Below are 19,452 nucleotides of genomic sequence, written 5' to 3'. Positions count from 1 at the left end.
ATTTCACCTATAGGCATTCATATGTCTTTTCGTTATTCTTCTCCTGCAAATCCCATTTCCAACTCAATTCAGCTCCGCAATCCGTGAAATTCCCACATAGATATGAGAAATTTTGTACCAGGTGGCAAAATCCACCACACCCGTCTGCGGAAGTCCAAACACCGACTGGAATGCCCGCACGGATGCCTCCGTCCCCGAACCGTAGATCCCGTCCGGTGTGACCCGCGGGATCGCTGTATACACAGTCGCCACCGCGTCAAGCTGCTGCTGCAGCTGCCGCACCTTATCGCCGCTGGAACCCACCTTAAGCGGTTCCCCCGGATAGGAGATCGGGATTCCTGATATCTGTTCCGCAGTGTTGATGTAAATACTATTTCCATAGAAACGCCGCAATATCTCAATCGCGCTGTATCCCTGTTCTCCCAGACTGCACGACCCCCACTGGGTCATCCAGCCCGGGCAGGACACCCGCCGCCCGTCGCAGTACTGTGTCAGAATCGGCTGCCGCACACCGGGGCGGGACAGATAGTTGTCAAAAATGTCATCCACCACCTCTGAGATCGGCTCAAAAATATCGCGCCCGTAAATCCATTTGTGATCGAATGCCGTTGAGGATGTAATCGTAAAATCGTAGCCCTGGTTCCGATACCACTCCGTATACACCCGGTTCAACGTAAACGACATGATCGCCAGCACATTAGCGACGATCGTGCTGCGCGGCCAGGTCGCATAAATCTCGCTCGATGCCACGTTCTTGATATAATCCCGGTATGCCACATAGTAATCTTTTGCGGACGCATTCGTCGGTGCACCGTCATGCACGACGATCGTCTGCGGCACCACCACGCGGCTCAGCACGATCTCTCCGCTCTCCTGCACTGGTTTTACCTCATCCTCGGCAATCTTGGGCGGATAGGAACCATATAAGGTATGGTCCGGAATCTGGATATTCTCCTCCGCTCCGGTCTGAGCTGGAAGCGGAATCATCCGGATCGGCTGGACTGCCAGCACGCCCGCCAGCACCTCCGTTCCCTTTACCTTCACCGACTCATAGCCCTCTGCCCTCACTTCCACCGTATAATCCGCATACGGCTTTTCCCGGTTCTGTTCTTCCAGTGAAAGCGACACAGGAGGCGCTGCTACCGCAATCTCCTCTGTCTGCCCGGATAAATTGGTTCTAAGCACTTCCTGCGTCTGTCCGGAATCGCCATAACTGACCGAAACCTCTGCTCCCTCAATCGGGAAATTGTTTTCACGGTTTACCACATCGATCCTCAGATAGCCGTCCTGCATTCCAGTTGTCTCACAGATTCGAACACGGTCGAACAAATGATAGCGCATACACGCAGCCTCACATTTATTTTACATGGTCATTTACAGTTTATATCCGGCATCTTTTATCTATGCCGGTTTTTAACCGCTTTTTAATGTTTTACTGCCGTATCTTCCTTGTTCTCCTCCTCTAAATCGCTCGCGTCGCCTCTGTCAGCCATGCTTTCTCTTCCTCCGTCATATACGGAGACAGCTTCTTAAACACGCCCTTGTGGTACGCGTTCAAAAGCTCGCGGTCACGCCCTTCCATCAGCGATACATCGATCGTGTCCAGATCAATCGGAACCCAGGTCAGATTTTCAAATTTCATGAACTGACCAAATTCATTCTTCACATCTTTCACACAGAGCATCAGATTCTCCGTCCGGATGCCAAATTTTCCTTCCAGATAAAGACCCGGCTCATCAGAGGTAACCATGCCTTCCTCCAGAACCGCATTTTCAGCGGGCGATGTGAGCAGCCTCCATCGGATGGAATTCGGGCGCTCATGCACACAGCCCAGATAGCCGACACCATGCCCTGTTCCATGGTTGAAATCCAGGCCGTTTCTCCACAGGAGTTCGCGCGCAATATAGTCCAGGTTGATACCGCGGCAGCCATACATAAACTTCGCATCCAGCAGACGCAGCATCGAGCACGCCACCAGCGTACAGCAGCGTTTTTCTTCCTGCGTGATCGGTCCGACCGCGATGGTACGCGTCACATCCGTCGTTCCCTCATAATACTGTCCGCCGGAATCGACCAGATACAGCCCCTTATTCGGCACACTGCTCTTCTCTGTCTCAGACGCCGTATAGTGGCACATCGCCGCGTTCGGTCCCCACGCAGAGATCGTCGTAAAGCTCATATCCAGGCAGTTTTTTTGTTCCAGGCGCAGCTTATCCAGATATTCCCCGGCGGTCCACTCATCCAGTCCTTTTTCACCTGCATGTTCCTTCATCCAGCGCAGGAAACGGGTCAATACCAGACCATCCTGCACATGCACGCGGCGCATATTTTCCTGTTCCACTGGATTTTTGACTGCTTTTGCCGCTGCCGTCGGGTTCATCGCCTCGATCACTTTCACACTCGCATCCAGGCACCGGAACAGACGGTAATTGATCTTCGACTTTTCCAATAATACACGCTCATAGCGGAATGCGGATGCAATCTGGTATACCGCCTCATATGGCATGATCCGAACGCCCAGTCCATGCAGATAGGCACGTACTTCCTCGTTCAGCGTCTTCTCATGAATAAAGAAGAATAATTCCTGTTTTGTCACAATCAAGTAGGACAATACAACCGGCGTATGTACAATGTCATCGCCCCGGATATTTAAAAGCCACGCAATATCATCAAGACTCGTCAGCAGATGCACCGTCGCCTGACACTTTTTCATCTCCCCGCGCAGATCTGCAATCTTCTCCGCCGCCGGTTTTCCCGCATACTTCTCTTCCAGAATCCAGACCGGGTTCATCGGAAGCGCCGGGCGGTCATCCCAGATACTCCCAATCAGATCCTCTCCCTCCGAAATGCGTACCTTTTTCCCAGACAGTGCTTTCGCGATGTGCTCGCCCTCTGCCGTATCGACCACTCTGCCGTCAAAGCCCAGAACACCCTGTTCCGGCATATGTTTTTTCAAAAATTCCAGCGTTGTCGGCACGCCCTCCTGACCGGAGCGATAAAGTTTCACCCCGCTGCCGGAAAGCTCTGCTGCCGCCTGCACAAAATATCTGCCATCCGTCCAGAGCCCTGCGTCCTCCATCGTGATGATCGCTGTTCCCGCCGAGCCGGTAAAGCCTGTCATATATTTCCGGCATTTGAAATACTCGCTCACATATTCCGAGCCATGGAAATCCGATGTCGGAATCAGATATGCGTCCATTCCACGCTCCGCCATCTTCTCGCGAAGCTGTTCAATTCTCTCCCGAACCTCACGTCCCATTTTTCTGCCTCCTATTGTTTCTCTATTATCCATTTTTCAACGCATCTTCGATCGCCTCCGTGATCGCCTCACTGTACGTCGGATGCGCGCGCATCGCCGTCGAGAGCTGATATGCCGTAAGACCGTTGGCGATCGCCGTTGCCATCTCTCCAATCATGTCCGTCGCACGCGCACACATGATCTGCGCCCCGATCAGCGTGTTGGTATACGCCTCAAAAATCAGGCGCACAAAACCGCGGCTGTTTCTCGCCAGAAGCGCTTTTCCATTTTCCGTCATATATGCCACACCGCACTTGATCTTCATATTATAAAGGCGGGCGTCATTTTCCGTAAATCCAACCGCCGCAATCTCCGGCTCCGTATAAATACAGGTCGGCACAACCGGAAGCACGACATACATACCGTTCGGCACGACCGAAAGCTGCATCCGGTGTCCGCGTCCCGCCAGGTTTTCGACCAGATAAGCCGCATGGGACGCTGCCACATGGGCAAGACGTTTCCGCGCCACGGTATCGCCGATCGCATAGACATTTTCCTGCGTCGTGCGGTAGGTTCCCTTGATGAGCGGACGCCCATTTTCCAGCTGTACCTGACAATCGTCCGCCAGAACCTTCGACATATTCGGGCGTCTGCCGACTGCCACCAGCACGCGGTCTGCCGGGCTTTCCTTCCAGCCGCGCTCACAGCGGTAATTGACCGACACCGTATCGTTGCCGCGATCCTTGATCTCCATGACCTGTACATTGCAGTGGACTTCAATACCCTTAGAACGCAGATTTGCTTCCATCTGCTCGGAAATCATCGGATCCATCGACTCCAGCAGACGGTTTGCCTGCTCCAAAAGCGTCACGCGGGAACCGAGCGCCGCGAAGATCGTCGCGATCTCCACACCGATGACACCGCCGCCGATGACCGTCAGACAGTCAAAATTCCAGTCATCCATCCGCAGAATATCACGGCTTGTCATAACCTGCGGCAGATCAATTCCCGGGATATCCGGAATCACAGGGCTGGAACCGGTTGCCAGAATCACATTTTTTCCTTTCAGCGTCAATGCGCCTTTGGAGGTCGTCACACGCACCACATTATCCGCATGCAGGCGCGCATCGCCGTGAATCATCTCCACCTCCGCTTTTTCTAACATTCCCTGAATCATTGAGCGGAATGATTCCACGGACTCATTTTTATAAATCTGCATCTGCCGCCAGTCAAAGCTGACCTTCTCCGCCACGATGCCAAACCGGAATGCTTTCAGCATATCCCGGTAGACCGCCGTCGCCTGCAGAAGCGCCTTGGCAGGAATACAGCCGGTATTGACGCATGAGCCGCCCAGCGCTTTTTTCTCGATCAGGACTGCATCCATCCCCATCGCTGCCGCACGCAGCGCTGCCGTATATCCCGCCGGTCCCGCACCGATAATAATTAAATCATAGATATGATCCGCCATATAAATATCCTATCCTCTCATTCTATGGGCTTCCCATTACATAAAAAGAATGTGCCTTTTTGTGTAATAGGGAATTCTAATGAATTTCTTATTACACAAAAAACTGCCGCAGAAAATCACTTTCCCGGGCAGCTTTTCATCAATTTTATTTTTACAGCAGATGAATGTTGTGAGCCTCTGCCTCTGCGCGCACACCGTCCGGCCAGATCGACGCCTGCACCTCTCCGATATGTGCTTTCCGCAGGAAGAACATACAGATACGGGACTGACCGATACCGCCGCCGACTGTATACGGAAGCTCTCCCTCCAGAACTGCTTTCTGGAATGGCAGCTCCGCGCGTTCCTCACATCCCGCCTTTACCAGCTGCTCTTTCAGGGAATCCTCATCAACACGGATACCCATGGAAGAAAGCTCCAGTCCGATATCCAGAACTGGATAATATACCAGAATATCGCCGTTTAATTTCCAGTCATCATAGTCCGGAGCACGACCATCGTGCTTCTCACCGGATTTCATCTTGTCACCAATCTGCTCAATAAATACCGCACCATGCAACTTCGCAATCTTGTACTCGCGCTCCTTCGGTGTGCAATCCGGATACATATCTTCCAGCTCCTGGGTCGTCACAAATGTGATATTTTCCGGAAGATAACGTCCAATGTACTCATACTCATATGCCATATAGTCCTCGGTCACTTTCAGTGCCTTGTAAACCGAACGGACAATGGATTCCAGTGTCTCACGGGTACGATCTTTTTTACTGATGATCTTCTCCCAGTCCCACTGATCCACATAAATGGAATGGATGTTGTCTGTATCCTCATCACGACGGATCGCGCTCATGTCGGTGTAAAGGCCTTCACCTTCCTGAAATCCGTACTCTTTTAATGCCTGACGTTTCCATTTGGCGAGAGAATGTACAATCTCAGCCTTCCGATCTTTCTGCTCCAGAATTCCAAAGGACACCGGGCGCTCTACGCCGTTTAAGTTATCGTTCAGACCAGATTCCGGCAGTACAAAAAGCGGTGCGGACACACGGGTCAGATTGAGCTGTTTTGCCAGTTCTCTCTGAAAAAAGTCCTTGATTTCCTTGATAGCAACCTGTGTTTCTCTCAAATCCAATACCGGTTTATAACCAGCCGGAGTAATTAAATGTTCCATCTGTTACATCCTCTCTTTTTTCCCGGTGCGTGTCCGGTTCCCTGCCGCACTGCCGATTTCTGCAGCCGCAGTTCATCCTTTTAGTCAAAGCTTGCAGGCACGCGCCTTTTAAGTCATTTCTTGTTATTGTACTGCATGGAATTTCTACTCAAAGAAACTCACCTGTGGACAATAACCGTTTGGTAGCTATTATATCATTTATATAGGAAAATGGGAACAGGTAAAATAGGAAAATAACTTCTTTAAAATAAATGAAGGTGTTCGCACGCTTTATAAATTCCATCTTCCCCGATCGGTGCCGTCACGTAATCGGCTACTTTTTTAAGCGCATCCACTGCATTTCCCATCGCCACGCCGATGCCGGCTTCCTGCACAACCTCAATATCATTCATGCTGTCGCCAAATGCCACTGTATCGGAGAGATCTTCTTTTTCTCCAAAATACACCGCCAGCCTGCGGAGTCCGTCCGCCTTGGAATTGCCTTTCTCGACCACATCCGCGCCATGTCCGCTCGCAAACATCGGCAATTTCAGGGTCGGAAATTCCCGTTCCATCTCCTTCACCTGTTCACGGCTGCCGACAAACGCCAGTGTCCGGACCGGCATCGTGAGCATCTTCCACGGATCCTGGAACTGCCGCCCGCAGCTTCCCCAGAAGCGGATATCATTAGCCGCAATGATCTCTGGATGGATATAGTAATCTTCATCCCCCACCGTCATGCCGATTCCGAATCCCTTTTCATCGCAGAAACTCAGCACCCGGCGCAGGAGTTTCGGATCAAAGATGTGCTCAAACAGCAGCTTATCTCCCACTGTGATCTTCGTCCCGTTCATATGTACAATCGCATCCGGACGGACGATGTCCCGGTACGATGTACTGTAATAATTATCCATATCGCGCCCCGTTGCCAGCACAATCCTGTGCTTCGGGCGCAGCTTTTCAATCGCCTCCAGCGCACTCGGTGTGATCTGATCCGTCCGGTGGTCTAAGAGGGTCATGTCGAGGTCAAAACTTATCATGATGTTCTCCTTGGGGTTGGTTACTACAAAAGGTCACAGCCGAAGACTCTGCTATGACCTTTTCTTTTAATTATCCACGTTTTCATCATACCATTTTTCAAATTTGGAGTCAATATTGGGAAAATTTTCATTCTGTTGATCCATTCCATTGATTCGTAAAATTCCACTCAACCATCAAAATTACATCAAAAAACAAACATCCGGCAGCGAAAATTTAGAAGTCATAGTTGATTTTTGATGTAATTTTGATATAATGATATGCATATGATGTTGGGGGCAAAAGCTTTTGACCCCTCTGATACCGAATTGCTCTGCACTGCGTGCTCCCGCAATTCTCAAAAACATTCGCAATTCGCTCATTTTTCTTTGAAAAATGGCTACTTACTCATGTTTTTGGCGGGTCCCAAGGTCAAAAATTCTCCTGCAAGCAAGCTTGCGTCGAACTTCTGACCTTTTGACCCTGGTATCATGCATATAATATTTCAACAAATGGCGGTATATGTCAGCTGAACATTTGGCAAAGTACAGCTATGATTTATTTTCGGGGTATGGCGTAGCTTGGTAGCGCGCTCGGCTGGGGGCCGAGAGGTCGCAGGTTCAAATCCTGTTGCCCCGATTTTTAGCGTATTCTTAGAGTTCTTAATAACTGAAGGGAAGAAAGCCGGGCAGCTCTCACCGCCCGGCTTTCTTTCCCTCAGTTCACACCTCGTGCAAATTGAATCGCCCTCTCTAGTTTCCGCAGCCACAGCCGCCATTATTGCCGCAGCCGCAGCCAGACTGGCTGTCTCTTCCGGCATCATAGCCATCCCGATAGCCGATTGCATAACCATCGTTGAAACCTCTCCGATAGGAATTTCTTCCGTTATTTCCACAGCTATTCCAGCCCCATCCATTATTTCCACAGCCGCCGCATCCTCCGCAGTGTCCACAACCATTACCCCAAGACCAACACATATGATAATCTCCTTTTCATTTTTCATTGATACTATATCATATGCCTGTCAACGCAAAGTGTGTCCCACTTCCCCGGAAGCCACACTGTCAGCCGTTTCAAGCATCTGTCCCAAAACAAGCCACCAGCCATTTTCTCTGCATCATGGCAGCAAAAATGGGCGCATGCCAAACACATCACGCCCACTTTTATCTACTTACACCCGGAAGTTCCGGCTCTTAAACACATACACATGTGCGAACAGTGTCACCAGCACAACCGCCGCCAGCACCAGATCGCCCGTACCGCCGCCCAGATGAAACGCCATGCCAAACAGCGACAGCGTATCAATCGCAAACAGCCATTTTTCAACTGCATACACCTTTTTCAGGTTATATTTCTTCGGATCGATCGAATCCGATATAAAAATCAGGAAATCTTTGCCGCAGAACAAATCAATTGTCTCTGCCAGTCCCAGACACCCCGTTAAAAAGAACAGTATATCCATCCGTATTCTCCTCCCCTAGAACCGTTTCCAGGTTTCCCTTGAAAACAGCAGAAGTAGCGGAAATATCTCCAGACGTCCTGCCAGCATATCAAAGATTAAAACCAGTTTTGAGAAATTACTGAAAAACCCAAAGTTTCCGGTCGGTCCGACCAGTGCCAGACCCGGTCCGATATTATTAAACGTAGCCGTAACCGCCGTAAAATTCGTCACCAGATCGTATTCATCCAGAGAAATCAATAGAACAGATACCGCAAAAATGAGCACATACGCAACCATAAACACATTCGTCGAGCGCACAACCTCATGCTCTACGATCTTTCCATCCATTTTGATCTTCTCCACTACACTCGGATGCAGGTACTGCTTCAGTTCCTTTTTTACCGATTTAAGCAGAATCAAGACGCGCGACACCTTGATACCGCCGCCTGTACTGCCCGCGCAGGCGCCGATAAACATCAAAAGTACCATAATCGTTCTTGAAAGCTGCGGCCATTTATCAAAATCCACCGTGGCGTAACCGGTCGTCGTGATAACCGAACCGACCTGGAATGCTGCATCCTGGAATGCCTGCAGTGCATTGCCGCAGAGTGATACCGTATTGACTGTAATGATGCCAACCGCCGATGCAATGATTAGAAAATATGCCCGCACCTCCTGCATTTTAAAGGCCTGTCCTATTTTTCGCATCAGCAGGAAGAAGTAAAAGTTAAAATTCACTCCGAACAGAATCATAAACACCGTCACGACATTTTTCTGAAATGCCGTGTAGCTCGCCAGGCTATCATTCCGGATTGCAAAACCACCCGTACCTGCTGTTCCGACCGTAATCGTGATCGCGTCGAAAATCGGCATTTTCCCAAGAATCAGAATCACAGCCTCGAGGATCGTCATCCCCAGGTAAATCTGGTATAACAGCTTCGCCGTCATCTGGACCTTCGGAACGAGACGACTCACGATCGGTCCTGGGCTCTCCGCCTTCATCAAATTCATATGGGAACCGCCCACCATTGGCAGGACACTCAGAAGGAATACCAGAACGCCCATACCGCCAATCCAGTGCGTAAAACTCCGCCAGAATAATAAGCATTTCGGCAGCTGCTCCACACTGCTCAGAATACTTGCACCGGTCGTCGTAAAGCCCGATACCGTCTCAAACAAGGCGTCGATCGGATTCGGAATATAGCCGCTTAATACAAACGGCACCGCTCCCATCACACTGAGTAAAACCCAGCTTAGAGAAACCGCCACAAAGCTCTCCGCCACATAAAAGATCTGATTTTTCGGTTTCCGGCGTACCAGAATCATACCAACCATCAGGCATACTGCCATCGTTGCCAGAAAGCACCATACCTCCGACTCACGGTAAATCAGTGCCACTGCCGTCGGAAGCGCCATAAAAGCCGCCTCAAAATTCAGGATCCAGCCTATGATATAAAATACAATCGAATAATTCATCTATGCCGCCTACTTTCTCAGGATGTCACGGATATCCCGCAGACCTTTCTGGCTCGTCAGGACAATCACTGTATCGCCCTGCTGGATGCAGTCCTGTCCACGCGCGATCTTGATATTGCCGCCGCGGTTGATGCATCCGATCAGCAGGTTGCTCTTGAGATTCAAATTCATCAGCGGAATGCCCGTCACTTCCGACTCCTCGCGGATCACAAACTCCAGCGCCTCCGCCCGACCGTCGAGAATATGGTACAACGTCTCCACATTGCTGCCGATCGTATTCTGCATCGCGCGCACATACTGTAAAATGTAGTCCGCCGTGATGTATTTCGGATAAATCAGACTTCCCAGGTCCAGCTTGCTGATCAGCTCGTCAAAGGCGATCCGGTTAACCTTCGTCACCAGCTTCGCGCTGGAATTTTCCTTGGCATACAGCGCAAGGAAAACATTTTCCTCATCCATATTCGTCAGGGTGACAAATGCCTCCGCCGTCATCAGCCCCTCTTCCAGAAGAAGCTGCCGATCCGTTCCGTCGCCGTTGAGGATCAACGCATCGTCCAGAAGCTCTGTCAGAACCTCGCAGCGCGCTTTATCTTTCTCCACAATTTTAACCCGGATCTTCATCGCCGCCAAAAGTTTCGCCAGATAATAAGCAATCGTACCGCCTCCGACAATCATCGTATTTCTGACCTGGTTTGTCTGGATGCCGATCTTGCGGAAAAATTCTGCCGAATTTGCCGGGGAGGCGATAATCGACACCATATCCCCGTTTTTAATCACAAATTTACCATCCGGGATCGCCACCTCATCGCCGCGCTCAACACCGCCGATCAGGACATCGCAGCGGAATTGGCTGTCAATATCCATGACCGAAAGCCCGTCCAGCTTAAACTCCGGTTTTACCTTAAATTTCAGAAGCTCTACCTTTCCCTTGGCAAATGGATCGATCTTGATCGCTGACGGGAAGCGCAGAATTCTCGAAATCTCCGTCGCCGCCGCATATTCCGGGTTGATAATCATGGAAATTCCCAGCTGCTGCTTGATAAAGGTAAGCTCGTTGCTGTAAATCGGATTCCGCACACGCGCAATCGTGTGGCAATGCCCCACTTTTCTCGCAATCAGGCAGCAGAGAAGGTTCATCTCATCCGACCCTGTCACGGCAATCAGCATGTCCGCCGTCTGCACACCTGCCTCGATCTGCATGGAAATGCTGGCACCATTTCCCACCAGCTTGATCGCATCGATATCATCTGACACCCGCTGCATTCGCTCCGCAGACGTATCGATCATCACCACATTGTAATCCTCCCGGACAAGCTGCTCCGCCAGCGTCGTACCAACCTTGCCGCATCCGATAATGATTATATCCATAGTTTCCTCCGTTATTTTCTGTTTATCCGCCATACCGATACAGAAAATCTCTATTTTATATACAAAATAAAAAATGTGCCTTAACACTTTCCTATGACGGAAAAAGGGTGCCTGAAAACCGCGCCCTAATCCATACGGAATTATTATAACACCTTCTGCGAGTTTTTGAAATATAAATTGTGTTAAGAGGGCATTTTGTGGGCGTTTTGAATATATTTGTCTCTTTCGATCCCAAAAGTGCCTACCCGTGTACAGTAACTTTCCTCCCTTTTTGGCAAGATAAATTTCTTGACTTTTTCAGAAAAAACAGTATACTTAATATATATTTGCAGATATGGTTCATCGGTAGAACGCTAGCTTCCCAAGCTGGAAAGGCGGGTTCGATTCCCGTTATCTGCTTTTTTTGATGGATGCAGAAACCCTTGTAAATGCTGGATTTTTCCTTTATTTACAAGGGTTTCCGGTGTTTTTGGAGCATCTACCACGAAAGCATATTTCAGTATAAAGACCCCCTTTTTCCGGGGAAATATCACACGAAAAAAGGGCTGTTTTTCCTTTATTTTCAAGGAATGACAGCCCCTTATTATACGCTTATATTGTGTTTTTCATCATATTTTATCGTATATGTCCGTCCTCTGCTATCCGATCTGCGGTAATCATCCAGCCATCCGAATCAAACGCATACGCCTGCCCGTCAATCTGGCAGACTGCATCGTGCCGGTAAGTGTACCCACTCAGCAGATACCACCAGCGCCCGTCCTGGCACACCCAGCCAGTAAGATACTTGCCAGACACCCAGCCGTCCGCAGTCTGGATCCACGGATCGCCGTCGGCAAAGCATTTATTAATTGGCTGCACACGCTGATCCTTGGTGTAGCGCTTGCCTGTGTCTGTACCTTTTGGAGTTGTTCGTATGATAAGTGAGGACGCAGTGACTCTCAACCCGCGTATGCCGCTCTTAATTTCTTTAAGATCGGTGATCACCGTTTTTGACTGTTCTGGTACCCTGCTGTTCTCCGCCGCCCAGGTCTTTTTAAACGCCTCAAATGTCCCATATTTCTGTTTCAAAATCCCAGTACCGCTGCCCCAATCCGGCAAATATACGTGTGGCTTGTCTACGATGCTTTTCCAATCGCCGCCCCATCCAAGCCCCAGATTTTTGGCAAGCTCTCCGACTTTCTTAAAATAATCTCCAGACTCATTATAGGCGCCTTTTCCATCTGCCCGGTAGAAATCCGCTGCAATGCCCCATTGGTGCTGGCTGCTATAGCTGCTGCCCCTAGCATTCGTGACAATACTGCCCGGCCGAGTCCGCCCTTGTGCATACAAAGCGTCCTGTTCGGCGACGCTCCGGAAAGATTCCCCGATTTTAATCGGCAAACCTGCACCGACACACTTATCAACGAGCTGCGCAGTCAGCGCCTGGAGACGCGGATGGCATAATGTGATATCTCTCATAGATTTGTCCTCTTTTCTTTATGATATGAAAAATATGACATTTTGTTTTCCGGGGGTATCTTGCAAAGAATTTCCGCATATGCTATAATGCCGATAGGCTAAGAGATAGTAGTTGTCCATCACAGGCAACGACAAAACCCCCAAGGATCGCGACTCCTTGGGGGTTTTTATTCCTACTATCGGCTTTCGTCGATTTTCCCCTATTGTTGCGATGCCGCAACGGCAGCCACGCCCCGAACTGCCGCGGGAGATAGTCGGATCGCCTCCTTCTACTCTTCTTTTCCTGACTGCTTAAAAATCTGGTTTACATACGTAGACAATCCCGCCACAAGGACGCCCTGTGTAAGTGCCGTGAAAACTGCCAGCGCGATATCCTGACCACTGCCGCAGGCACAGGTGGCGAACACATAGATGGCACAAATCGCAACGCCAATCAGCCCATTAATGAGTGGGATGTATTTGTCTTTCACTGTCTCACTCTGCTTCAGCCACATCCCAATAAAGTACAGCACTACTGCTACCACAAGTAATTCCGGCTTTACATAATCTTTAATCTGCATACCTTATCCCTCCATCTGCTTTTCCAAATCTGCGATCCGATGGTTTGCCACCCGGATCTGTTTCTGCATCACTGCCTCGGTCTCCTCTAATTTATATGTACGCTCAATTACTGTATGAAAGCAATTATGAATGATGAAGTCATGGAACGACTGATTGATACGCTGATGGAGTTGCAGAAGAAAGAAAGCACCGATCTGCCTCTTTTGAAAAAGTAGCTTGCAGAAACGGAAAAAGGTATTAACAATATTCTCAACTCCATTCAAGCAGGGATTTTTACTCCGTCCACCAAGCAAAGACTGGACGAGTTGGAGGAAACCAAAAGGCAGCTTGAAGTCAGCATTTTGCAGGAGGAAATGCACAAGCCCCTGCTTACAAGAGAACAGATAGCATTTTTCATTTACCGCTTCCGTAAATTTGATGTGACAAAGCGGGAACAGCGGCAAAGACTGATTGACAGTTTTGTAAATGCGGTGTATCTTTATGAGGACAAGATAATTCCTTACTTTTAACTGTAAGAACAGTTCTAAGACCATCACACTGGCGGAGGTTGAGGGTTCGGATTTATCCTCACTCGGTGCTGGTTTGAAAACCTCCGTAAACAATGAATTTGACATTGTTTACGGAGGTTTTTGTTTTATCCCTTCGCTTTCACTTTATCAAACTCTGGGTTAAACGTATAGAAATTACGACTGCTCAGGTGATCCTGTACATTTCTTAAAGCTTCACCAAACCGCTGAAAATGTACAATCTCCCGCTCGCGCAGAAAACGGATCGGATCGCATACTTCCGGATCTTTGACCACGCGGAGAATATTGTCGTAAGTTGTGCGGGCTTTCTGCTCTGGGGCGACCTTGTAAGTACAACATATACAAAAATATAGAGGGTAAAGCAGATATTCCGCCTTTCCAGTGTATCAATTCAGACGTTCAGAAATGAGCGTCTATTTTTTTACTCTAAAGCCAGAAAGGATGTGATACCACGAAGAAATCACCACCGCCGGAGCGTTCCCCTCCGGCTTCCAGACCGGAACCCGAAACCAACCATCAAACACAACATTCAGAAAGGACAGGTACATCTATATGGAATTAAAATTCGTTATCCCCAACATGGAAAAAACATTCGGCAACTTGGAGTTTGCCGGAGAAGACAAAACAGAACAGAGAAGAATCAACGGACGCATGGCGGTACTCTCTCGCAGCTTCAACCTTTATTCAGACGTACAGAGGGCGGATGATATTGTGGTTATCCTCCCTGCCGAAGCCGGAGAGAAACATTTTAACTTTGAGGAACGTGTGAAGCTCGTCAATCCCCGTATCACCGCAGAGGGCTATAAAATCGGCACAAGGGGCTTTACCAACTACATTTTACACGCTGATGATATGATAAAAGCGTAAGGAAAAGGAGGACATCAGACTATGAGATTAGCAAACGGAATCGTGATTGACAAGGAAGCAACATTCGGGGCATTGAAATTTTCTGCCCTCCGCCGTGAGGTTCACCTCCAGAATGAAGACGGCTCGGTATCAGAAGAAATCAAGGAGCGTACCTATGACTTAAAATCCAGAGGACAGGGGCGTATGATTCAGGTTTCTATCCCTGCCAGCGTGCCATTAAAGGAGTTCGATTACAACGCAGAGGTGGAAATTATCCATCCTGTGGCAGATACCGTGGCAACGGCTACCTTTCAGGGAGCAGAGGTGGACTGGTACATCAAGGCTGATGATATTGTTCTGAAAAAAGGTGCTGCCATGAATCCGCAATCACCAAAGAAAGAACCGCCAACAGAAAAATAAGTATGGACGCAATTACTGGATATGAAGAATACGAACAGGACTTCCGGCTGGTTTCTCTGCCGGAATACTGCTGGATGGCAGGTCAGCTTCTTATCGAAGCCCTAGAAGATTATCAGCCGCCGGAAAATCTGGCAGTTTATATGCCGGAATGTCTGTGCAGGGAGTTGTCCGGCTATACTTTTTTATTTCAAGCCCATATGGAAGACAACAAGAAAGGATATTCGCTGCTTTATATGGGCTATTTTTAATCACGGAAAGGAGGATTGTTCCCATGAAACAGCTTTTCCCCCGTGGAAAACGTATCCGCCCCACGGATAAAGACCTTGTGTTCCATACTGCCCTTGCCGCCCTGTTCCCTGTCTTCCTGCTGGTTGTCCTGCTGTTTCATATCCGGCAGATTGCCGGAACCAACTGGCAGGAAGTGTCCCTTTCCCAGATAGCACAGGACATAAATATCCCTTACCTGTTATTCAGCATGGGCGTGGCAGGGCTGGTGTGTCTTACAGCAGTTCTTCTGTTCTGGCGATACCGCAGGGACGAAGTAAAGCAGCTCATCCACCGCCAAAAGCTGGCAAGGATGGTGTTGGAAAACAAGTGGTATGAATCGGAGCAGAGAAAGGAAGACGCTTTTTTCAAGGACTTGTCTTCCAGCCGTTCCAAAGAAACCATCACTTATTTTCCCAAAATCTACTACCGGATGAAACAGGGCTTGCTCCATATCCGTGTGGAAATCACCTTGGGGAAATATCAGGAGCAGCTCTTACACTTGGAGAAAAAGCTGGAAAGCGGCTTGTACTGTGAGCTGACGGATAAGGAATTAAAGGATTCCTATGTGGAGTACACCCTGCTTTATGATACCATTGCCAACCGTATTTCCATTGAGGATGTACAGGCAAAGGACGGCAGGCTCCGGCTTATGGAAAATGTCTGGTGGGAGTATGACAAGCTCCCCCATATGCTCATTGCCGGAGGAACCGGCGGCGGAAAGACCTACTTTATCCTGACCCTCATTGAAGCCCTGCTCCGCACCAACGCCGTCCTGTTCGTATTAGACCCGAAGAACGCCGACCTTGCAGATTTACAGGCGGTTATGCCGGATGTGTACTACAAAAAGGAAGATATGCTCGCCTGCATTGACCGTTTCTATGAAGAAATGATGAAACGCAGCGAAGACATGAAGCTCATGGAGAATTACCGGACAGGGGAAAACTACGCTTACTTGGGGCTTCCGGCAAATTTCCTTATCTTTGATGAATATGTGGCATTTATGGAAATGCTCGGCACAAAAGAAAATGCCGCTGTCCTCAACAAATTAAAACAAATCGTTATGCTTGGGCGGCAGGCTGGCTTCTTCCTGATTCTCGCCTGCCAGCGTCCGGACGCAAAGTATCTGGGGGACGGAATCCGTGACCAGTTCAATTTCCGTGTGGCTCTGGGGCGGATGTCGGAAATGGGCTATGGAATGATGTTCGGGGAAACCACAAAGGATTTCTTCCTAAAGCAGATAAAAGGGCGTGGCTATGTGGATGTGGGAACCAGTGTTATCTCAGAGTTTTACACGCCCCTTGTGCCAAAAGGACACGATTTCCTCAAAGAAATAAAAAAGCTCATAGACAGCAGGCAGGGAGTGCAGGCGGCGTGCGAAGCGAAAGCCGCAGAAACGGACTGACCTGCTGTGGCTGGTGTGCCGCAAGGCACGCCAGCATGAACCCCTCGTATCTAACAGAGGGGTACAAATCGACAGGCAATAACCAAACAACAGGGCAGAATCCCACGGTACACAAGGGATTTCCCCATATCCGGCGTATGTCAACAAGGCTCTGAAAGTTGACATACGCTTTTTTAGACAGGAGGGATTTTCACTGAATGAAGAAACATGGGTACGGAACATCAAAGAGAAACGGGAAAGTTACGGTATCTCACAACAGAAACTTGCCCTAGCTGCCGGAATCACCCGTCCGTACCTGAGCGATATTGAAACGGGCAAGGCTCACCCATCCGAAGCATTACAGGAAGCCATCACGGAAGCTCTGGAACGCTTTAACCCAGACGCTCCCCTTGAAATGCTCTTTGACTATGTGCGGATTCGCTTTCCCACTACAGATGTGAAGCATATCGTGGAAGACGTGCTGCGGCTAAAGCTGCCTTACTTTATCCATGAAGACTACGGCTTCTACTCTTACACGGAGCATTACTATCTTGGGGATATTTTCGTTTTGGTATCGCCGGAACTGGAAAAAGGGGTGCTGCTGGAACTGAAAGGGCGTGGCTGCCGCCAGTTTGAAAGCTATCTGCTGGCACAGGAACGGAGCTGGTATGAATTTTTCATGGACGTTCTCATGGAGGACGGCGTGATGAAGCGGCTTGACCTCGCTATCAATGACAAAACGGGAATCCTGAACATTCCCCATCTGACAGAGAAGTGCCGGAATGAGGAATGTATCTCGGTCTTCCGCAGCTTCAAAAGCTACCGCAGCGGCGAACTGGTACGGCGTGAGGAAAAAGAATGTATGGGGAACACCCTGTATATCGGTTCCCTCCAAAGTGAGGTGTACTTCTGCATTTACGAAAAGGACTATGAGCAGTACAAAAAGCATGATATTCCCATTGCGGACGCAGAGGTAAAGAACCGCTTTGAAATCCGGCTGAAAAATGAGCGTGCCTTTTACGCCATCCGTGACCTGTTAGAACATGACAATCCAGAACGGACAGCTTTTCAAATCATCAACCGCTATATCCGGTTCGTGGACAGGGACGATACGAAGCCCCGTTCTGACTGGCGTATCAATGAGGAATGGGCGTGGTTTATGGGGGAACACAGGGGAAGTCTGAAACTGACAACGAAACCGGAACCCTATTCCTTTGAACGCACCCTGCACTGGCTCTCCCATCAGGTAGCCCCCACGTTAAAGCTGGCTCTCCGTCTGGATAAGATGAACCACACCCAGATTGTCCATGACATCATCACCCATGCAAAGCTGACGGAGAAGCACGAAAAAATCCTGAAGCAGCAAGCCGCCGCTGCAAAGGAGGTGGTGCTTTAACGGTGGCAATTTTGGAACCTAAGAACTCTTACAGGAAAGAAAGGAGCTTTTATGAATTTCGGACAGAATCTTTACAACTGGTTTTTATCCAACGCCCAGTCCCTTGTGCTGCTGGCAATCGTGGTGATTGGACTGTACCTCGGATTTAAGAGGGAATTTTCCAAACTTATCGGCTTTTTAGTAGTGTCCCTTGTAGCGGTTGGTCTGGTCTTCAATGCGGACGGTGTAAAGGACATCTTACTGGAACTGTTTAATAAGATTATCGGTGCATAGGAAAAAACATATTACACTTCCGTTATGGAGCAAGCTCTGATTGCTTCATGGCGGAAGTCCACTAGGGGCTTGGGGAGCGTAACTCCCCAAACAACCTGACAGAGAAAGGACGTGATACTGATTGAGGAAATGAAAATCTACATCCTGAACACCACAAGGTTTTACCATGAGGATTTTGAGGAATATCCGGGGGCATGGTTTTCCTGCCCCGTGGATTTTGAAGAAATCAGGGAACGTCTTGGGGTTCAGAGTGAGGAAGAAATCGAAATTGAAGACTATGAGCTGCCGTTTCCATTGGAGGGCAACACAAGGCTCTGGGAAATCAACGCCCTTTGCCGGATGGTACAGGAAATGCAGGGAACGCCTCTCTATTATGAAATGGATGTGGTACAAAAGCGGTGGTTTTCCAGCTTTACGGAATTTATCGACCACAAAGACCAGATACGCTGCTATCCGGTGCAGGACGGAGAATCCCTCGCCCATTATCTGGTGCAGGAGATTCAGGTATTCGGAGAAATACACCCAGACTTAATGAACCATATCGACTACGCTGCCATTGGTCGGGAGCTGGAAACCAGCGAAAACTACCTGTTTACGGACAATGGTATCTTTTATTACCGCTAAAAGGAGGTGAAGGAACTTGGAAGAAATGCGGATTTACATTGCCAACTTAGGAAAATACAATGAGGGCGAACTGGTAGGGGCATGGTTCACGCCGCCTGTGGATTTTGAGGAAGTCACGGAACGTATCGGCTTGAATGATGAATATGAGGAATATGCCATCCATGATTATGAGCTGCCCTTTGCGATTGACGAATATACCCCCATTGAGGAAGTCAACCGCCTGTGTGAAATGGTGGAGGACTTACCGGAATATATTCAGGAGGAACTATCAGAGCTGCAATCCTACTTTGGCAGTATCGAAGAACTCTGTGAGCATGAAGACGATATTATCTGCCATTCCGGCTGTGACGATATGGCGGATGTGGCTCGCTACTATCTGGAAGAAACCGGACAGCTTGGGGAACTTCCGGCACACTTACAAAACTATATCGACTATGCCGCCTATGGGCGTGACATGGAATTGGAGGGAACCTTTGTTGTCACGAACCACGGCGTATATGAAATCATACGGTAGACCCGTCTGTATCTCTTTCAGGAAATGCAGGCGGAT

Annotated in this window: 20 protein-coding genes, 2 tRNA genes and 1 pseudogene; 11 read left to right on the top strand and 12 right to left on the bottom strand. The window is 49.1% G+C overall.

The annotated features are described in order from the left end of the window. Positions 1 to 63: 63 nt before the first annotated feature. The 5 genes from C7U56_RS00305 to C7U56_RS00285 all read right to left on the bottom strand — a co-directional run bounded on the left by C7U56_RS00305 (position 64) and on the right by C7U56_RS00285 (position 6,887). Complete coding sequence (locus C7U56_RS00305) at positions 64 to 1,341, bottom strand: peptidoglycan-binding protein (RefSeq protein ID WP_106999718.1); 1,278 nt, start codon at positions 1,339 to 1,341, stop codon at positions 64 to 66. A gap of 121 nt (positions 1,342 to 1,462) precedes the next feature. Continuing rightward, positions 1,463 to 3,259, bottom strand: coding sequence for an aminopeptidase P family N-terminal domain-containing protein (locus C7U56_RS00300; RefSeq protein ID WP_181357136.1), 1,797 nt, complete (start codon positions 3,257 to 3,259; stop codon positions 1,463 to 1,465). A 25-nt stretch (positions 3,260 to 3,284) separates the two neighbouring features. Next, entirely contained in the window at positions 3,285 to 4,706 is a 1,422-nt protein-coding gene (gene lpdA, locus C7U56_RS00295; RefSeq protein ID WP_106999716.1) for a dihydrolipoyl dehydrogenase, read from the bottom strand. Between the two features lie 151 nt (positions 4,707 to 4,857). After that, positions 4,858 to 5,868 carry an aspartate--ammonia ligase gene (gene asnA / locus C7U56_RS00290; protein WP_022360200.1) on the bottom strand — a complete coding sequence of 337 codons (1,011 nt, stop codon included), beginning with the start codon at positions 5,866 to 5,868 and terminating at the stop codon, positions 4,858 to 4,860. 242 nt (positions 5,869 to 6,110) lie between these two features. Continuing rightward, complete coding sequence (locus tag C7U56_RS00285) at positions 6,111 to 6,887, bottom strand: HAD family hydrolase (RefSeq protein WP_106999715.1); 777 nt, start codon at positions 6,885 to 6,887, stop codon at positions 6,111 to 6,113. Positions 6,888 to 7,429: 542 nt separating this feature from the next. Between C7U56_RS00285 and C7U56_RS00280 the strand changes: the two genes are divergently transcribed. Beyond that, positions 7,430 to 7,503, top strand: a tRNA-Pro gene (locus tag C7U56_RS00280). A 113-nt stretch (positions 7,504 to 7,616) separates the two neighbouring features. On the opposite strand, the gene C7U56_RS00275 is transcribed toward C7U56_RS00280, so the two are convergent. The 4 genes from C7U56_RS00275 to trkA form a co-directional block, all read right to left on the bottom strand. After that, on the bottom strand, positions 7,617 to 7,841 hold the full coding sequence (locus C7U56_RS00275; protein WP_106999714.1) for a hypothetical protein: 225 nt from the start codon (positions 7,839 to 7,841) through the stop codon (positions 7,617 to 7,619). Positions 7,842 to 8,035: 194 nt separating this feature from the next. After that, on the bottom strand, positions 8,036 to 8,326 hold the full coding sequence (locus tag C7U56_RS00270) for a hypothetical protein (RefSeq protein ID WP_022359095.1): 291 nt from the start codon (positions 8,324 to 8,326) through the stop codon (positions 8,036 to 8,038). Positions 8,327 to 8,341: 15 nt separating this feature from the next. Beyond that, positions 8,342 to 9,781 (bottom strand): TrkH family potassium uptake protein, encoded by a 1,440-nt coding sequence (locus tag C7U56_RS00265; protein WP_106999713.1) that lies wholly within the window; start codon positions 9,779 to 9,781, stop codon positions 8,342 to 8,344. A gap of 9 nt (positions 9,782 to 9,790) precedes the next feature. After that, the gene (trkA, locus tag C7U56_RS00260) at positions 9,791 to 11,149 is read right to left on the bottom strand and encodes a Trk system potassium transporter TrkA (RefSeq protein WP_022359093.1); all 1,359 of its coding nucleotides are present in this window, start codon (positions 11,147 to 11,149) and stop codon (positions 9,791 to 9,793) included. A 328-nt stretch (positions 11,150 to 11,477) separates the two neighbouring features. On the opposite strand from trkA, the gene C7U56_RS00255 reads away from it, so the two are divergent. Next, a tRNA-Gly gene (locus tag C7U56_RS00255) sits at positions 11,478 to 11,548 on the top strand. Between the two features lie 216 nt (positions 11,549 to 11,764). Here the strand turns inward: C7U56_RS00255 and C7U56_RS00250 are convergent. Both C7U56_RS00250 and C7U56_RS00245 read right to left on the bottom strand, forming a co-directional pair. Next, the gene (locus C7U56_RS00250; RefSeq protein WP_106999712.1) at positions 11,765 to 12,607 is read right to left on the bottom strand and encodes a M15 family metallopeptidase; all 843 of its coding nucleotides are present in this window, start codon (positions 12,605 to 12,607) and stop codon (positions 11,765 to 11,767) included. A 269-nt stretch (positions 12,608 to 12,876) separates the two neighbouring features. After that, entirely contained in the window at positions 12,877 to 13,167 is a 291-nt protein-coding gene (locus tag C7U56_RS00245) for a phage holin family protein (protein ID WP_022359091.1), read from the bottom strand. Between the two features lie 306 nt (positions 13,168 to 13,473). Here C7U56_RS00245 and C7U56_RS15510 point away from each other — a divergent pair, with 306 nt between their 5' ends. Continuing rightward, positions 13,474 to 13,677: a hypothetical protein gene (locus C7U56_RS15510; RefSeq protein ID WP_181357135.1), complete on the top strand. Its 204-nt coding sequence runs from the start codon at positions 13,474 to 13,476 to the stop codon at positions 13,675 to 13,677. A 125-nt stretch (positions 13,678 to 13,802) separates the two neighbouring features. Here C7U56_RS15510 and C7U56_RS00235 read toward each other — a convergent pair. After that, positions 13,803 to 14,018: pseudogene (locus tag C7U56_RS00235) on the bottom strand (manganese catalase family protein); the annotation flags it as partial. 229 nt (positions 14,019 to 14,247) lie between these two features. Here C7U56_RS00235 and C7U56_RS00230 point away from each other — a divergent pair. The 8 genes from C7U56_RS00230 to C7U56_RS00190 all read left to right on the top strand — a co-directional run bounded on the left by C7U56_RS00230 (position 14,248) and on the right by C7U56_RS00190 (position 19,416). Further along, positions 14,248 to 14,562 (top strand): YdcP family protein, encoded by a 315-nt coding sequence (locus C7U56_RS00230; RefSeq protein ID WP_103900069.1) that lies wholly within the window; start codon positions 14,248 to 14,250, stop codon positions 14,560 to 14,562. 21 nt (positions 14,563 to 14,583) lie between these two features. Beyond that, complete coding sequence (locus C7U56_RS00225; protein WP_103900070.1) at positions 14,584 to 14,961, top strand: YdcP family protein; 378 nt, start codon at positions 14,584 to 14,586, stop codon at positions 14,959 to 14,961. A gap of 2 nt (positions 14,962 to 14,963) precedes the next feature. Continuing rightward, on the top strand, positions 14,964 to 15,209 hold the full coding sequence (locus tag C7U56_RS00220; RefSeq protein ID WP_103900071.1) for a hypothetical protein: 246 nt from the start codon (positions 14,964 to 14,966) through the stop codon (positions 15,207 to 15,209). Positions 15,210 to 15,232: 23 nt separating this feature from the next. Next, complete coding sequence (locus tag C7U56_RS00215; protein ID WP_103900072.1) at positions 15,233 to 16,630, top strand: FtsK/SpoIIIE domain-containing protein; 1,398 nt, start codon at positions 15,233 to 15,235, stop codon at positions 16,628 to 16,630. A gap of 193 nt (positions 16,631 to 16,823) precedes the next feature. After that, positions 16,824 to 18,005, top strand: coding sequence for a MobT family relaxase (gene mobT / locus C7U56_RS00205; RefSeq protein ID WP_443949924.1), 1,182 nt, complete (start codon positions 16,824 to 16,826; stop codon positions 18,003 to 18,005). 51 nt (positions 18,006 to 18,056) lie between these two features. After that, positions 18,057 to 18,278 (top strand): hypothetical protein, encoded by a 222-nt coding sequence (locus C7U56_RS00200; protein WP_002570387.1) that lies wholly within the window; start codon positions 18,057 to 18,059, stop codon positions 18,276 to 18,278. Between the two features lie 111 nt (positions 18,279 to 18,389). Continuing rightward, complete coding sequence (locus C7U56_RS00195; protein ID WP_231311523.1) at positions 18,390 to 18,902, top strand: antirestriction protein ArdA; 513 nt, start codon at positions 18,390 to 18,392, stop codon at positions 18,900 to 18,902. Positions 18,903 to 18,927: 25 nt separating this feature from the next. Further along, positions 18,928 to 19,416 (top strand): antirestriction protein ArdA, encoded by a 489-nt coding sequence (locus C7U56_RS00190; protein WP_390586778.1) that lies wholly within the window; start codon positions 18,928 to 18,930, stop codon positions 19,414 to 19,416. Positions 19,417 to 19,452 lie beyond the last annotated feature (36 nt).

The organism is Clostridium fessum (assembly GCF_003024715.1).
In the GTDB taxonomy this organism is placed as follows: domain Bacteria; phylum Bacillota; class Clostridia; order Lachnospirales; family Lachnospiraceae; genus Otoolea; species Otoolea fessa.
Note: the sequence above shows the minus strand (reverse complement) of the source record. Positions and strands in the feature narration are given on the sequence as shown.